The 14,591-nt window shown below is 55.0% G+C and carries 14 protein-coding genes and 2 tRNA genes; 7 read left to right on the forward strand and 9 right to left on the reverse strand.

Annotated features, from left to right (window positions below; translation table 11 throughout):
- The coding region (locus N3G78_07485) for an ATPase (protein ID MCX8117754.1) at positions 1–669 on the forward strand (669 nt) is incomplete at its 5' end.
- Between the two features lie 66 nt (positions 670–735).
- Here N3G78_07485 and N3G78_07490 read toward each other — a convergent pair.
- The 6 genes from N3G78_07490 to dksA all read right to left on the reverse strand — a co-directional run bounded on the left by N3G78_07490 (position 736) and on the right by dksA (position 5,939).
- Positions 736–811: transfer RNA gene (locus tag N3G78_07490), tRNA-Ala, on the reverse strand.
- A gap of 141 nt (positions 812–952) precedes the next feature.
- On the reverse strand, positions 953–1,825 hold the full coding sequence (galU, locus tag N3G78_07495) for a UTP--glucose-1-phosphate uridylyltransferase GalU (protein MCX8117755.1): 873 nt from the start codon (positions 1,823–1,825) through the stop codon (positions 953–955).
- Positions 1,822–2,178 carry a response regulator gene (locus N3G78_07500; GenBank protein MCX8117756.1) on the reverse strand — a complete coding sequence of 119 codons (357 nt, stop codon included), beginning with the start codon at positions 2,176–2,178 and terminating at the stop codon, positions 1,822–1,824. The genes galU and N3G78_07500 overlap by 4 nt, the downstream gene beginning before the upstream one ends.
- Positions 2,179–2,183: 5 nt before the next feature.
- Complete coding sequence (locus N3G78_07505; GenBank protein MCX8117757.1) at positions 2,184–4,508, reverse strand: GAF domain-containing protein; 2,325 nt, start codon at positions 4,506–4,508, stop codon at positions 2,184–2,186.
- Positions 4,509–4,514: 6 nt separating this feature from the next.
- Positions 4,515–5,510, reverse strand: a complete 996-nt coding sequence (galT, locus tag N3G78_07510) for a galactose-1-phosphate uridylyltransferase (GenBank protein MCX8117758.1) — start codon at positions 5,508–5,510, stop codon at positions 4,515–4,517.
- 33 nt (positions 5,511–5,543) lie between these two features.
- Positions 5,544–5,939: an RNA polymerase-binding protein DksA gene (gene dksA / locus N3G78_07515; protein MCX8117759.1), complete on the reverse strand. Its 396-nt coding sequence runs from the start codon at positions 5,937–5,939 to the stop codon at positions 5,544–5,546.
- A gap of 177 nt (positions 5,940–6,116) precedes the next feature.
- On the opposite strand from dksA, the gene N3G78_07520 reads away from it, so the two are divergent.
- From N3G78_07520 to N3G78_07545, 6 genes are all read left to right on the forward strand, one after another.
- Positions 6,117–7,520, forward strand: a complete 1,404-nt coding sequence (locus tag N3G78_07520; GenBank protein ID MCX8117760.1) for an MFS transporter — start codon at positions 6,117–6,119, stop codon at positions 7,518–7,520.
- Positions 7,484–9,094, forward strand: coding sequence for an alkaline phosphatase (locus tag N3G78_07525; protein MCX8117761.1), 1,611 nt, complete (start codon positions 7,484–7,486; stop codon positions 9,092–9,094). The genes N3G78_07520 and N3G78_07525 overlap by 37 nt, the downstream gene beginning before the upstream one ends.
- 66 nt (positions 9,095–9,160) lie before the next feature.
- Entirely contained in the window at positions 9,161–9,898 is a 738-nt protein-coding gene (gene rph, locus N3G78_07530) for a ribonuclease PH (protein ID MCX8117762.1), read from the forward strand.
- A complete protein-coding gene (locus tag N3G78_07535; GenBank protein ID MCX8117763.1) occupies positions 9,880–10,521 on the forward strand; it encodes an XTP/dITP diphosphatase in 642 nt (213 codons plus the stop codon). Before rph ends, N3G78_07535 begins: the two co-directional genes overlap by 19 nt.
- Before the next feature lie 26 nt (positions 10,522–10,547).
- Positions 10,548–10,625, forward strand: a tRNA-Pro gene (locus N3G78_07540).
- A 179-nt stretch (positions 10,626–10,804) separates the two neighbouring features.
- Positions 10,805–11,782: a WYL domain-containing protein gene (locus tag N3G78_07545; GenBank protein ID MCX8117764.1), complete on the forward strand. Its 978-nt coding sequence runs from the start codon at positions 10,805–10,807 to the stop codon at positions 11,780–11,782.
- A gap of 299 nt (positions 11,783–12,081) precedes the next feature.
- Here the strand turns inward: N3G78_07545 and N3G78_07550 are convergent, their stop codons facing one another.
- The 3 genes from N3G78_07550 to N3G78_07560 all read right to left on the reverse strand — a co-directional run bounded on the left by N3G78_07550 (position 12,082) and on the right by N3G78_07560 (position 14,470).
- Positions 12,082–12,645 (reverse strand): elongation factor P, encoded by a 564-nt coding sequence (locus N3G78_07550; GenBank protein ID MCX8117765.1) that lies wholly within the window; start codon positions 12,643–12,645, stop codon positions 12,082–12,084.
- Between the two features lie 168 nt (positions 12,646–12,813).
- Complete coding sequence (locus tag N3G78_07555; protein ID MCX8117766.1) at positions 12,814–13,029, reverse strand: hypothetical protein; 216 nt, start codon at positions 13,027–13,029, stop codon at positions 12,814–12,816.
- A 169-nt stretch (positions 13,030–13,198) separates the two neighbouring features.
- Positions 13,199–14,470 carry an MFS transporter gene (locus tag N3G78_07560; protein ID MCX8117767.1) on the reverse strand — a complete coding sequence of 424 codons (1,272 nt, stop codon included), beginning with the start codon at positions 14,468–14,470 and terminating at the stop codon, positions 13,199–13,201.
- Positions 14,471–14,591: the final 121 nt, after the last annotated feature.

A 14,591-nucleotide genomic window follows, 5' to 3' on the forward strand; every position in this document is an offset into this window, starting at 1 on the left:
ACTGTAGGGAGCGACCCCAGTATTTCGGGACGGGTGCTGCAATATTTAAAGGACCAGGAAAAGATCCTCCCAAAGATTACAGCTAAATATATACTGGAAAAGGCATTCGGGAAAGGTGAACATGAGAAATCTCTCCAGGAGATCTATGATTTGCATTTAAAAACCCCTGGAATGCCGCTCCTGGAAAGCGAGAAAGTCATTTATGAAGCGATCAGCGAGGGAGTGAAATCGGGCTTTCTCGGAGTTAAAGAAGATACAACCATATATTACTCAGAACCTTTAACCCCGAAGATGGAATCCATTGTCATTCGGGGGGAACTGGCCAAAAAGCTAAAGGAAGAAGCGAAAAAGGAAGGGGGAGAAGAAGGGGGTCCGCCAATAGGAATCGAAGAGGGGGAAAAGAAAAAGGTCGGGGTTAGGCCAGCAAAAGGAGAAGGCAAGGTCAGAAATTTGAGATTCCGGGCCATCATCCCCTGGGACAAATTATCTTCGGTAATCAACGGGGTCATTCGCCCATTAAAGGAAAAAGGACTGCCTCCAAAAATCGTCGTCGAAATCAATGCCACCTCAGAAGAAGGGTTTGACAGAACCACCCTGGATTCCAAAGTAAAGGAGACGCTTCAACAGATCAACGCCCAGGTAATGGAATGGAGAGAGAATTCTTTTTAAGCCTTCCCCCCGATGATTTACGGTATCGAACAGAAAGGGGTGAGAAATGTCTCTCACCCCTTTTTTTGGTGGAGCAGAGGGGATTTGAACCCCCGACCTCCAGAGTGCGATTCTGGCGCTCTCCCAGCTGAGCTACTGCCCCACCGAATTTCAAAAATTCTAAAAAACCCTACCCGCTCTTCTCTTCTAAGAACACCGGAGATTTAAACCCCCGACCTGTCGATCCGACCGCTCTCCCAGCTGAGGGGGCTGCCCCAGCCGCAGGATTTGCAACTATGATAATCTATCGGTATTGAGAAGACAACCCCCTCAAATACCGCCTCAATTTCGGACCGATCTCCGGGTGTTTTAATCCGTAGGAGAGATTGGCCTGAAGATAACCCCACTTATCACCAGCGTCATACCGGTCGCCGAAGAATTCATATCCGTAGACGGGAACCTCTTTGCTGAGCTCCTTCAGACCATCGGTCAACTGGATCTCTCCCCGACGATCCGGCTTCACTCTCTCAAGGATCTCGAAGATCTGGGGAGGAAGGATATATCGACCGATGATGGCCAGGTTGGATGGGGCGGTTCCTCTTTCGGGTTTCTCCACCATCTCTTCCACGGCATAGAGCCGGTCCCTCACCTTCTTCCCCTTGATGATCCCGTAGAGGTGTGTCTCCGACCTGGGGACCTTCTGAACCGCGACGAGGGCGCCATCGAGGTCCTGGTAGATCTCCATCATCTGCCGAATACAGGGGGTGGGGGCGTCGATCAGATCGTCGCCTAAGAGGACCGCAAAGGGTTCGTGCCCGACGACCCTCTTGGCGCAGAGGATGGCATGGCCCAGGCCCAGAGGTTCTTTCTGTCTCACCGAGACGAGGGTCACCATATCGGCGATATCCCGGACGATCTTCAGAAGGTCGGCCCTCCCTTTTTTGGCGAGATGGTTCTCCAGCTCCACCGAGGTGTCGAAGTGATCTTCGATGGAGCCTTTCTCCCGTCCGGTGATGAGGATCACCCCCTCGATGCCTGCCGAGGCCACCTCCTCCATGATGTACTGGATGGAGGGTTTGTCCACGATGGGCAGAAGTTCCTTGGGAACGACCTTCGTCGCCGGCAGAAACCGGGTTCCCAAACCTGCGGCTGGAATGACCGCTTTTTTGACCTTCATGAGAGTTTCAACAGCCTCCGGATGGTATTCTTCAAATCGGTCAGGTCGGCGCACTTGACCACATAGGCATCGGAGGCCCAGGTGGTGAGATCCTGCTTGTACTCCCCGTAGGCAGAACACATCACCACAGGCACATGCCTTTCGATCTCTCGGATCCGTTTGAGGGTCTCGATTCCATTGAGGCCGGGCATCTTGATATCCAGGGTGATGAGGTCCGGTTTGAAGAGGGGGATCTGTTGAAGGGCCTCCAGGCCATCTTTGGCCACTTCCACGATAAACCCTTCGTCCTCGAGCTCCTCTTTATAGAGGAGGCGGATGCTCTCTTCGTCGTCGACCACCAGGATCTTCCTCATGGCCCTTACTCCTGTTGTGCCGGAAAGGTGAGGAGGAAAACCACTCCCTTCCCAGGATGGTTGTTCACCTCGATCTGCCCGTGATGGAAGGTCACCACCTTATGGAGGATGGGCAGGCCCAGGCCCAGGCGGTTCTCCTTGGTCGAGTAGAAAGGATTGAAGATGTGGTGGAGCGACTCCGGCGGAATGCCCGCGCCGGTGTCCTCCACTTCGACCCGGACCGAAGGGGCTCCGTTCTGATGGAAGGGATGGATGCGTATCGAAAGCCTCCCCTTCCCGTTCATCGATTCATAGGCATTGCTGATGAGATTATAGAAGGCCTGTTTCAATTGGTAATAATCTCCCTTCACCTTCGGGAGGGGGTCGGCGTACTCTTTGGTGAGCTGAAGACCTTCGCTCCGCAGCTCCTCCGCCATCATGGAGAGGCTCTCCTCCATCACCTCCCGGAGGTCCAGGGCCTTCAGCACGACCGGCTCTTCTTGAGTGTAGGTGAGGATATGGCTCAGGATCTTTTCGACCCGCTCCACCTCTCTCATGATGGTCTGGGCATACTTCTTTTCGGAGGCTTGAGGGGAGAGGGATCGTTCGAGACGACGGGCAAACCCTCCGATCGAGACGAGGGGATTCCGAATCTCATGGGCGATCGAGGCCGAAAGCTCTCCCAAAGCCGCCATCTTCTCCTGATGGACGAGAAAGGTCTGGGTCTCCTTCAGCTCTCGGTGGACCTCCTCTAACTTTCTATAGAGCAAGGCATTTTCGATGGCCAACCCTGCCTGATTCGAAAACATGGTCAGATAACGGATATCCTCATCAGTGATCGGGTTCCGATTATACAGATTGTCCACCAAAATCACCCCGATCACCCTTCCCTTTCCCCAAAGAGGAACCGTTGCAAAGGAGTAGACCTTGGGCTCGCGGCTCAGCTGTTCGCTCACATAACAACCCACCTCTGTGCTGAGTTGGCAACCTCTCTCGCATCGGGTTTGAAGCCACTTTCCTTCATCCTCAGAGGAGCGGATGTTAAAGGGCCGGCCCTCCAGGACGGTGCGACAGAGGATGCACTGTTCGTGCTCCAGGGAAATTCGAATCCCCTTGACCAGGGCGTGGAGGCCGGAAGGGGGATCCTTTAGAGGCCGAAGCTGGGTGAGGAGTTCGGAGGGGCTTCCCTTCCATTGGGAGAGGGCCGCCCAGACCTGGCCCGCCTCTTCCGGGCTGTCCGGTCCGACCGCCATGGTTCCTTCTAAAACCCGCTCTTTATCATTGACGAGAAAGAGCATCGCCCGATTGAACCCAAGACCATCGCCCAGCGTGACGGCCGTCAACGTCATATGCACGATCCGATCGAAATGGACCGTTGTGAGGAGGGCCTTGCTCAGTTCCATGAGCGTGGAGAGCTTGCCCACGTTCCTCTCGTGGTCCCTCGCCATGGCGGCGATCTCTTGATGGGTCATCGCATTCTTGATCGCACAAGACATCTGACTGGCCATGGCCAGAAGGAGCTGAAGGTCCCCCGCATCAAACCGGGAGGGCTCGGAGTCCTTGTCATAGAAGGAAAGGGTGCCAAAGCTCCGACCCTCTGAGATCAGAGGGACACAGAGGAGAGACTGAAAGGCCTTCCCCCGGCCCTTTCGGGAAAGGCAGAGGGGCATGCGGCTAAAATGGACGCGGCGGGCGATCCTCTCGTCGAAAGAGGTTTGGTGAAACGCTCCCATCTGGCGAACGATCTTCAAACGTCCTGTCCCGGTTTCCTCGATTCTCAAGGCCCCGCCCCTGGCCTTCAGGATCTTCTGGCCCGTGGTGAGGATCAGGCCAAAGAGATCTTCCGGCTTAAGGGTCGAGGTGAGGGCCTTTCCCATCTCCTGGAGGGCGCTCAATTCGGAACTGGTCTCCTCCACCAGCCGGCCGAATTGATGGTCTCGGAGGATCATCCGGATCGATTCCGAGAGGAGGAGCAGAAGTTCCATCTCTGCTGGAGAAAAGGTCCGGTGCTCCCTAAAACCGATATAGAAGATCCCCTTGAAGAGACCCTTGTCCGTGAGGGGGATGCAGCCGAAGCTGGGACAGAGAAGGTCCCTTTCCTCCGGAAGGAGCGACTTTCCCAGCAAGGGCCTCATCGCATCCACCCATAAGGGAACGCCCCTGGAGGCGATCCAAGAGAGTAAACCGCCCTGGGGGATCCTCTCGGGGGCCATGAAGATGGCCTTTTCAGCAGGAAATGTCTCTTGAATCGACCGAAGCAAGGTTTCGACTTTCGTTTCCGTCGAAAGAGAGGACCCATAAAGGGTGAGGGCCGTTTTCAGGAGGTCATAACCATGGGGGTGGCTCGACATCGACGTTCACCTGGCCTCCCGCAGATATTCCGCAGCCTCCTCGGGCGGGGTGGGATTGATATAGAATCCGGTTCCCCATTCGAACCCGGCCACTTTGGTGAGCTTGGGCATGATCTCTATGTGCCAATGGTAGTAATCCTGATCCTGCTCGGGTGACGAAGAGGTATGAAGGATATAATTGTAGGGAGGATCGTCGAGGACCTGTTTCAATCGGCGAAGGGTATCGGAGAGGATCTCTGCCGCCTCTCCAAAAAGTTCTCCCTCCGTCCTCTCGAAGGTGGGCTGATGGTGTTTCGGCAGGATCCAGGTCTCGAAGGGAAAGCGGGAGGCGAAGGGCGCCAAAGAGACGAAGCCGCGGTTTTCGGTAATGACCCGACTTTTCTGGCGAAGCTCCTGCCGGATGATATCGCAGAAGACACATCGGTCCTTGTATTGAAAATAGCCCTTTGCCCCCTCGATCTCCTCCCGGACCCTGGTCGGGATGATGGGGAGCGCGATGATCTGGGAGTGGGGATGTTCCAGCGAGGCCCCTGCAGCGGCCCCGTAATTTTTGAAGACCATGACGTATCGAAGCCGCCGGTCCCGCCGGAGGTCGATGATCCGTTCGCGATAGGCGACGAGGACCTTCTCCACCGCCCCCAGAGGAAGGGTGGCTAAGGTCTCGTTGTGGAGCGGGGTTTCGATCACCACCTCATGTGCTCCGATCCCGTTCATCTTGTCGTAGATGCCCTCTCCTTCCCGGTTCAGGTCCCCTTCGATCCGGAGGGCGGGAAACTTGTTTGGCACAACCCGCAGTTGCCACCCGGGCGAATTGGGCGGCGTTCCGTTCTCCCGGAAGGCGAATACCTCCGGAGGGGTCCGATCCTCGTTTCCCTCACAGAGAGGGCAAAATCCTCCGACCGATCTCCTCTCCTCAGGGGCAAAATCGGAAGGACGTCTACTGCGTTCCGTGGCAATAATCACCCATCGTCCATAGATGGGATCCTTTCTCAATTCAGGCATAAGGGAAAGATATCAGGAGCAAGGAGTAGGGGTTTAGGATGGAAACTTTTTCAGTCGTCCTCCCCGGAGCCTTTCTCTCCGTTCCTTCTCCTCCAGCTCGGTTTTACATTCGATGCAGTGGGTCGTCATCGGCCTGGCCAGAAGCCTCTTTTCGGAAATCGGCCTCCCGCAGGATTCGCAGATGCCAAAGGTCCCGTTGTCGATTCGATCGAGGGCCTCCTTCACTTTCAAAATCAACTTTCTCTCACGGTCCTTGATTCTGAGAAGGAAGTTACGGTCCGCTTCCAAGGAGGCCCGGTCGGTGGGATCGGGAAAATCTCCCTCCCGGTTGTTCCGCATATCGCTACAGGCCTTCCCCGCCTCGATGAGCAGATCTCGAAGCTGGCTTTCCAAATAGCCTTTAAAATAGAGAAGCTTCTCCTGGTTCATCTTGCCAAGGCATCCCTCGTGTTCGTTATCGGATCGGCCTCCAATCAAAGCCTAACCGTAATATTTTAGAATATTTTTTTTGAGAAAAGCAACCCTTCGGCCAGGACCGTTTCCAAAGGATCTCCCTCCCCCCGGCGGCTTGCATCGTCAGGGGAAATCGGTTTTAATCGTATCACCGTGATTGGAAATCCTGACCTCCATGGCCGATGGTGGACCACCCTGACCATTTCGACCGGGGCCTTCATGTCCACGCTGGACGCCAGTATTGTAGGGATCGCCCTGCCGACGATCGTCCAATCGCTCCAGACCGACATGAAAACCGTCGCCTGGGTGGTGATGGCCTACCTCATCGTCATCAGCGGATCCCTCCTGATGATGGGCCGACTGGCGGACCTTTGCGGCCAGGGAAAGACCTTCCTTTTAGGATTTTCGGTCTTCACCTTGGGGTCAGCTCTCTGTGGGCTTTCCACCCACGTCTACCTACTCATCGGTTCAAGGATCGTTCAGGGGCTCGGGGCCTCCGCCTTAATGGCGATAGGACCGGCCCTCATGACGAGAGCCTTCCCGGAAAAGGACCGGGGCCAATCCCTCGGAATGCTCGGCTCGGTCGTCTCTCTGGGGTTCGTCACGGGGCCCCTGATCGGGGGTTTCCTCATCGAGCATCTGGGCTGGCGCTCGATCTTCTTCATCAATCTCCCTGTAGGGGGGATCGGGATCTTCCTTTCGGCGAACCTATTGAAAAGGGATGGCCGGTTGGGCCGAGTCGAATTGGATCTCTGGGGTGCCCTTCTCTTCTTTCTCTTCATGACCTGCCTCCTCTGTTTTCTCAATCGAGTGACCTTGGGACCCACCCCCCTCTTTTGGGGATGGGCAGTCCTCTCCTTCCTGTTTTTAAGCCTGTTCCTCCTCGTCGAGCATCGCTCCTCTTCTCCTCTGGTGGATTTGGCCCTTTTCAAAAAACCCCTTTTCCTCTCCTCCATCGGAGCAAGCTTCCTCTCCTTCTGGATGAACGGGGCCCACAATTTCGTCCTCCCCTTTTTCCTCCAAGATATTGTAGGGTTCTCTCCCTCGACGGTGGGGTTGATGATCTTTCCGGTCTCCCTGACCATCATGGTCATGGCCCCGATCGGCGGTAAATTATCGGACTGGATCGGGGTGAGGGTCCCGGCTACCTTCGGCTTGATGGTTATCTCTCTGATGATCACCTCTTTTGTTTGGCTGGAAAGAAACGTCACCGACCTCGAAATCCTGTGCCGGCAGGTGGCCCTCGGCATCGGGATCGGACTCTTTAACCCTGCCAACAACAGTGCCATCATCGGATCCCTCCCCAGACAGAACGTCGGGGTCGCCTCGAGCTTTCTGGCCCTCTCGAGGAATTTGGGCATGGTGATCGGGGTGGCCTTTGCGGAGTGGGTGGTGGCCCTACGGTCCACCCCGGCGGGAAGGGGCCCCACCCTTGAAGGCATCCAGGATGTCTGGAAAGCGGCCCTCTGGATCGGCCTCTTGGCCATCTTTCTCTCTTGGAGGAGAAAGGAGGTTGAGCCATGGAAGAAACACGTAGAGACAAAAGAAGACCTATAGGCGGACTTAGCCGTAGGGAGGTATTGAAGATCTTCGGCACAGGGGCGGTCTACGCCATGCTCCCCAAGGAACCTCCGGCCGGGGCCTCTATGCCCTTCTCCCCTTCAGAGACAGAGGGGGTGATCTTCTTGGTGGGGGATGGGATGCCCTTAGGCGTCATCAAGGCCATGCACCAGGTCAGGACGAGGGTCTTCGGGGAGAAGGGGACCTTGTTCTATTCAAAATGGAAGGGAGGTCAATCGGTAGTCGGATACATGTCCACGGAGAGCCTTTCGAGCATCGTGACCGATTCCGCGCCCGCCTCGGTGGCCTGGGCAACCGGGAGCAAGACGGCAAACCGGGTGTTGGCCTCCCTGCCCGATGGCCGACCCCTCAAGACCATCATGGAGCTTTTAAAAGAACAGGGATATGCCTGCGGTCTGGTGACCACAACCAGGGTCACACATGCCACGCCCGCGGCCTGGGTCTCCCACCAGCTTCAGAGGGATGAGGAGGAGGCCATTGCCCTCGATTATCTCAAGTTCAAACCTGAAGTCCTTCTGGGCGGGGGGAGCAGGTTCTTCGATCCCTCGAGACGAAAGGACAGGCAGGACCTTTTCAAGGCCTTCTCGGAGGCGGGATACGATGTCGTCCGAGAGAAGGAGAAGCTCCTTTCGTCGGAGATCCTTTCCTCGTCGAAACCCCTCTTGGGCGTATTCAGTTCCTCTCACATGAGTTACTACATCGATCGGATCAACCAGCCGGAGCTGGGAAAGAGACAGCCCCTGCTTCCGGAGATGTCACGAGTCGCCTTGGAAAAACTCTCGCGGAACCGAAAGGGATTCATCCTTCAGATCGAGGCAGGACGGATCGACCATGCCAACCACTCGAACGATGCCTGGGCCGCCATCCTCGACACCCACGAACTGGACCTGACGCTCTCGGTCATCGACGAGTACCTGAGGGCCAATCCCAAGACCCTCGTCATCGTCACTTCGGACCACGGCAACTCGGGTTGGGGGATCAATGGAACAGGACCGGAGTATAATGATTCGACCGAGGCATTGAAAAAGTATCGGCCCATCAAGGCCTCCTTCGAGCTCATCAAGACCCATTTGAAGCGGGAAAGCACCCAGACGGAAATCCGGGACGTCTTCGAACACTTCACCACCTTCAAAATTTCAGAGGAAGAGGCCGCCCTGATCCAGGCCGCCCTTCAACCCGATTACAAACCCTTCCACGGAGACTACCTCATTCAACCCGATGCGGTGATGGGGATGGTCCTGGCCCACAGCATCTACCCCAGGACCAAAGACGGGATGCCCGAGAGCCCTGCCCAGCTCCGGAGGGGAAATGTGGGCTTTACGTCGACCAATCACACGGGAGAGGACCAAGTCCTGTTGGCCTACGGATATAAGGCAGAGCAGCTGGGATTGAACCGGAATGTGGACAACACCGAACTCTTCTCAGCGATGTGCAAATTCTTCGGCATCCGATATCAAAACCCGACCATGACCGAGGAAGAGGCGAAACCCTATATCAAAACCGCAACCCTCGAGGAGTGGCGAAGACATATGGAACTCCATATTGCATAACTTTTTTACCCCCTTTCCCTTCGATAAAGGGGCAAGGGAGACACCCGATCACGAAGGAGAGGTCCTGTGAAACGATCCGATGGAAGAAGACCCGAGGCCTTACGGCCGGTGAAGATCGTCCGAAATTACCTGAGACATCCCGAGGGGTCGGTGCTGATCGAGATGGGCGCCACCAAGGTGATCTGCACCGCCAGCCTTGAAGAGCGGGTCCCGCCCTTCTTGAAAAATACGGGCAAGGGATGGGTGACGGCCGAATATGCGATGCTTCCCCGATCCACCACCACCCGGACCCCAAGAGAATCGAACCGGGGAAGCGGCCGGACCTTCGAGATCCAGCGATTGATCGGCCGATCCCTTCGATCGGTGACCGATCTTTCTGGATTCGGGGAACGGACGATCTGGATCGACTGCGATGTGATCCAGGCCGATGGGGGGACGAGGACCGCCTCGATCACCGGGGCCTACGTGGCCCTGGTCGATGCCTTCCGGAAAATGGTCGAAAAAGGGACGATCCCAAAAATCCCCATCCTCGACGCCGTGGCCGCGGTCAGTGTGGGCAAGGTGGATGGCCGGATCCTCCTCGACTTAAACTACGAGGAGGATTCCCGGGCAGAGGTCGATATGAACATCGTGATGACAGGCTCTGGAAAGTTCATCGAGGTCCAAGGGACGGCGGAGAACGCCGTCTTCTCCAAATCAGAGATGGATGATTTAATTAGGGTAGCGGAGAAAGGGATCAAAAAGCTCCTACAGATCCAGCGAAAATCTCTCGAGGAGGATGTGCCATCGGCCGGAAACGATTAGACCTAATCGTCGCGACGAAGAACCAGGGAAAGCTGAGGGAGATCCGGCGCCTCCTGAGGGACCTCCCTTTGCGGGTTTATGGATTGGACCAGTTCAAGGCCGTCCCCGACGTGGAGGAGGATGGTAAGAGTTTTGCCGAAAACGCCCTGAAGAAGGCGAGGTTTTATGCAAACCTCTTCGGGAAAATGGCCCTCGCCGATGATTCGGGCCTGGAGGTCGACGCCTTGAACGGCCGGCCCGGCATCTACTCCGCCCGATATGCAGGAAGGGGTGCGACGGATTGGGAAAACCGCAAAAAACTCCTCGAGGAGATGGCAGGTCTTCCGCTCTCGAAGCGGTGGGCGAGGTTCGTCTGCGTCCTGGCGGTCGCCACGCCGGATGGAAAGGAGGCGGTCGCCGAAGGTTCCTGCCGGGGAAGAATCGGTTTAAAAGAGGTCGGAAGGGGGGGGTTCGGATACGATCCTCTCTTCTTTCTCCCCCGATATGGAAAGACCATGGCCCAGTTGAGCCTCGAGGAAAAAAACAGGGTGAGCCACCGGGGAAAGGCGCTCCGAAAACTGCGCCGCCTCTTGAAGAGGCTCGCGGACGGAAGGGGCATTGGAATCTCCGGCCGGATATGTTAAAAAAAGTCGTTCCCCGAAGAAGCTGTCGGGGCGTAGCGCAGCCTGGTCAGCGCGCCTGCCTTGGGAGCAGGAGGTCGGCCGTTCAAATCGGCTCGCCCCGACCATCTCCATTCTCAATTTGACCTCGATTCTTTTCCTTAAGGCCGATCTTTTTTATACTTTCCCTATCAGGATCCTCTGGATTCCCTTTCATCCCAGTAAAACCCCACCTGAGAAAAATTAAATCTGGACTTTTTCTTTCCTTTTCGGTATGTTAGGTTCGATTCCAACATTCCTGGAGGGGGTGGGATCGGCCATGGGGTCGAAGAACGTCTATGAACGGTTCATCTGGTTCGACCATCAGGTGCGGTCAAAAAAGTATCCCAATGCCAGCCGTCTTGCGACCCAATTCGAGATCTCCCAAAAGACGGCCCAGCGGGATATCGATTTCATGCGAGACAGGCTCTTCTGCCCCTTTCGTTACGACAAGAGCCGGAAAGGATATTTTTACACCGACGAAACCTTCTCCCTCCCGATGATCTATCTCTCTACCGAGGAGCTTTCGTCCCTTCTCATCGCAAGAAAGATCCTCAAGGACATCAGCGGCGGGACCAGCGGCCCTGAAATCTCCTCCATCGTCGACAAGATCACCAATCTCCTCCAGAGGCACTCCATTTCTCCAGATGCGATCGAAGAGACCTTCTCCTTCCACTTCATCGAATATTCTCCGACTCCCGAGCCCGTCTTCAAAACTGTTCTGGAGGGCTGCCTGAAGAAGAAGCGTTTGAGCATCACCTACTACTCGCCGGCCTCCGAGGAGAAGAACGAGAGGACGGTCGAGCCCTACCATCTCCTCAATTATATGGGGACCTGGCACCTGATCGGGTACTGCCATCTCAGGGGCGAGGTGAGAGATTTCGCCCTCAACCGGATTTTGAATGCCACGGTCTTGCCAAAATCTTTTAAAATCCCTTCAAATTTCAATTTTAGAGACTACTTCCTCTCCACCTTCGGCCTCTACAAGGGAAAGGCCGTCCAAGAGGTGACCCTTCGGTTCACCCCTGAAAAGTCGAAATGGATCCGGTCCCAGATCTGGCACCGCGATCAGAAGACCACACTCCATGAGGATGGGTCCCTTGAAATCAGCTTCCCTGTTTCTGACTTTTCTGAGGTAAAAAGGGAGATCTTAAAACACGGAAGCGATGTGGAGGTTCTGAAGCCCAAAATGCTCCGGGACTGGATAAAATCCGAATCCCTCAAAATCTCAGAGCTTTATCGTTAGACTTCCTGAAATCCAGGGTTGACTTTTGCCAAACATCGGAGAAAACCTTTCATGGCCTCCCGTTCCGGGAAGGTCAGAAAAAGGAAGTATTCTCTCATCCCCCTTCTTTTTCTCCCTGTCTCCTTCTTCCAGTAACCGACCAAAAATAAACGGTTTTAGTTTGGCTCCGCCCTCCCCTCGGAAGGAAACGGAGGGAGGGTTAGAGGAAATCCGATAGTATCGGGTTTTCCAAACAGGATGGCTTTTCTTGAGGTAGGTTAGACTTGTAAAATCTCACAGAAGGAGCTTTGCTGGATCGTTCAGCGTTTCACTCGCTCAAGGTACTTCTTCGTGGCGACGGAAACTTTCACAACATCCTTCTCCTTGATGAACTGGGGCACTTGGATCTGCATGCCATTGGAGAGCGTTGCGGGTTTGTAGACCTCGTCGGGAAGGCTGCTGAGGCTCGGGGGCGTGGAGACGACTTCCAGTTCCACCCACTCAGGAAAGATGATATGGACAGGCTCCTCTTCCAGAAATTCTACGGGGAATCTCATGTTGGGTTGGAGGAAGGGGGAGAAAGATTCCATGAGAGCCTTGGGAAGGGTAATTTGCTCGAAAGATTCAGGATCCATCATGACCACCCCCTCCGAATCCTCGTAGAGGAATTCCAATGTCTTTCGGTCGAGTTCCACTTCTTTTAACTTTTCATCCGGTTTGAATTTTCGTTCCATGAGAAGCCCTGACCGAATCTCTTCGAGCTTTACATGGACGAGGCCCCCCATCTTTCCTCCCCCCATATGATATTCTGCGGATAAAACCTTGTAGAGGGACTGATCGATCGAAAGAACCATCCCTGCTTTGACCTCGGATGCCGGTAGCATGTGTTCCTCCTCGGGTGTACAAGGATTAAGCTATTGGTCCTTCAGGTCATTTTAGTCATCGGAACAACCTTTGGAAGCCCTCCCAAAGATGCCCAAATCCCTTTTTTGCAGAAAATCTTCCCTTTTGACAAGGTCCTGTGGCAAAGGCCTCTCTCTGCCTTTCCTACGTCAATCCTCATCCCAGTGGGACCACGGCGTGGTGTCCAGCGGATTCTCGGTATTTTCAAAGGAAAAGGGGGCGTCGTTGATCCCCTCTTCGTCCAATGGGTCCACCGTATAATCGTAGCCTTCTCCCCCGAGATGGCTATACCATTCTGCCTTCAGATTGGAGGTAACCACGAAGACGCTTTCCGAATCCAGGGGATTTTCGATATAGATTCCCATATCGATATCCCGAAACGATTCTTCTCTCACAAGGGAACCAAAGACATAGGCAAAGATAATCTTTCAATCGATGACGAGAATCTCTTTTAAAAGGCTGAGAACCCTTTCTCGGTCCATTGTTTCTTGCCAGCTCCATGGGGACGAGAAGATACTACCAAACTTTCTAACTTTATGCAATGAAAGGTCTATTGTGCGTTAGAACATGCCTCCTTTCTACAATGCCGAGACTGAAAAGAGCGGCAAGGCCAGCAGCACATGCCAGGAGGACGAAGGCCAGTTGATAGGTTCCGGTGAGATCGAAGATGAGGCCGGCGAGATAGGCCCAGAAACCTCCACCTAAAAAGTGGATTGTGTTCACAAAGCCGGTGAGGAGGCCGAGGGAACTCACTCCGTAGAGTTTCCCGATCAACATAGGGGTCAAAGGCGCGGTGACGAGATGGGTAAACCCAAAGAGAAAGGCAAAGAGGAAAAGGGAGGGTAGGGTCTTAACCTGGTGCACCAGCAAATAGAGAAAGACCCTAAGCAGGAAGGTGAAAAAGATAGGTATCTTATTCCCGACCCGATCTGCCGCGGGGCCGGCCACCAAAATCCCGGCCAGGCTCATCAAACCATACCAGCCCAGCATGTTTCCTGCGGTCTGGGGCGAAACCCCGTGGTCCGTAGCAAGGGGGATGAGGTGGGTGGTGGCGAAGTAGTCGCCTCCGCCGCAGATGAACATGATCGCCACAAAGAGCCAGTAAGAGCGGGTCTTCATCGCCTGCTTCAAACCGAAGTCCTCTGGCCTTGTGGAAGGAATGGGATCTCCCTTGAGGCCCGCCTTCTTTTCCTCCTGTCCGAAGGGTTTCAGGCCCAGTTGCTGGGGATCGCCCCGGATGACGAGGAAGGCGAGCAGGAGATTGACCATCAGGATGACCAATCCGATCGTGAGGTAGAGCGTCCTCCATCCATACGTCAGCGTAAAGAGGCTGAAGAGGGGCACCAGTGCAAAATGGCCGAGGGAGTTTCCCGAGAGGGCCAGGCTGATCGCGAGCCCGCGGCGCTTTTCGAACCATTTGCTCGTGACCGTGGCCATGAAGGGGACCGCGGTGCCTGCCACCCCGATGGCAGCCAGGATTCCATAGGAGAGGAAAAACTGGCCCAAGGACTGGATGGCCGAGGTCAGGGCAAAACCGGCCGAGAGGAAGAGGGTGGAGAGGACGATCACCCATTTGGGGCCATAGCGGTCATAGAGCTTTCCGGTCACAAGGAGGGTGAGGGCGAAGACGACCATGTTCACGAAGAAGACAAGGGAGACCGCTCCCCGGCCCCAACCGAACTCCCTGATCATCGGTTTGAACATGACCCCGAAGGCATACCGGGCGCCCGCATTGAAGAAGAGGATGACGAAGGCCGCCCCCACGATATACCACCCGTAGTAGACCCGATCGTCTTTAAAGTGCATCTTTATCTCTTGTTTCATTTTGTTTCCCCATGGGCGAGGCAAGGATAAAATCTTATCGGAGGATTCGCAAGGAGGACCGGTTTATCGACGAGCATCCGTTTTATTGTAAGTTATCGGGGGA

The organism is Thermodesulfobacteriota bacterium (genome assembly GCA_026415035.1).
Taxonomy (GTDB): Bacteria; Desulfobacterota; BSN033; order BSN033; family UBA1163; genus RBG-16-49-23.

Bases quoted from the DNA above. Each gene is read 5' to 3' on its own strand.
- galU (MCX8117755.1), bottom strand. From the start codon at position 1,825: ATGAAGGTCAAAAAAGCGGTCATTCCAGCCGCAGGTTTGGGAACCCGG.
- N3G78_07500 (MCX8117756.1), bottom strand. From the start codon at position 2,178: ATGAGGAAGATCCTGGTGGTCGACGACGAAGAGAGCATCCGCCTCCTC.
- N3G78_07505 (MCX8117757.1), bottom strand. From the start codon at position 4,508: ATGTCGAGCCACCCCCATGGTTATGACCTCCTGAAAACGGCCCTCACC.
- galT (MCX8117758.1), bottom strand. From the start codon at position 5,510: ATGCCTGAATTGAGAAAGGATCCCATCTATGGACGATGGGTGATTATT.
- dksA (MCX8117759.1), bottom strand. From the start codon at position 5,939: ATGAACCAGGAGAAGCTTCTCTATTTTAAAGGCTATTTGGAAAGCCAG.
- N3G78_07525 (MCX8117761.1), top strand. From the start codon at position 7,484: ATGGAAGAAACACGTAGAGACAAAAGAAGACCTATAGGCGGACTTAGC.
- N3G78_07550 (MCX8117765.1), bottom strand. From the start codon at position 12,645: ATGCTACCGGCATCCGAGGTCAAAGCAGGGATGGTTCTTTCGATCGAT.
- N3G78_07555 (MCX8117766.1), bottom strand. From the start codon at position 13,029: ATGGGAATCTATATCGAAAATCCCCTGGATTCGGAAAGCGTCTTCGTG.
- N3G78_07560 (MCX8117767.1), bottom strand. From the start codon at position 14,470: ATGCACTTTAAAGACGATCGGGTCTACTACGGGTGGTATATCGTGGGG.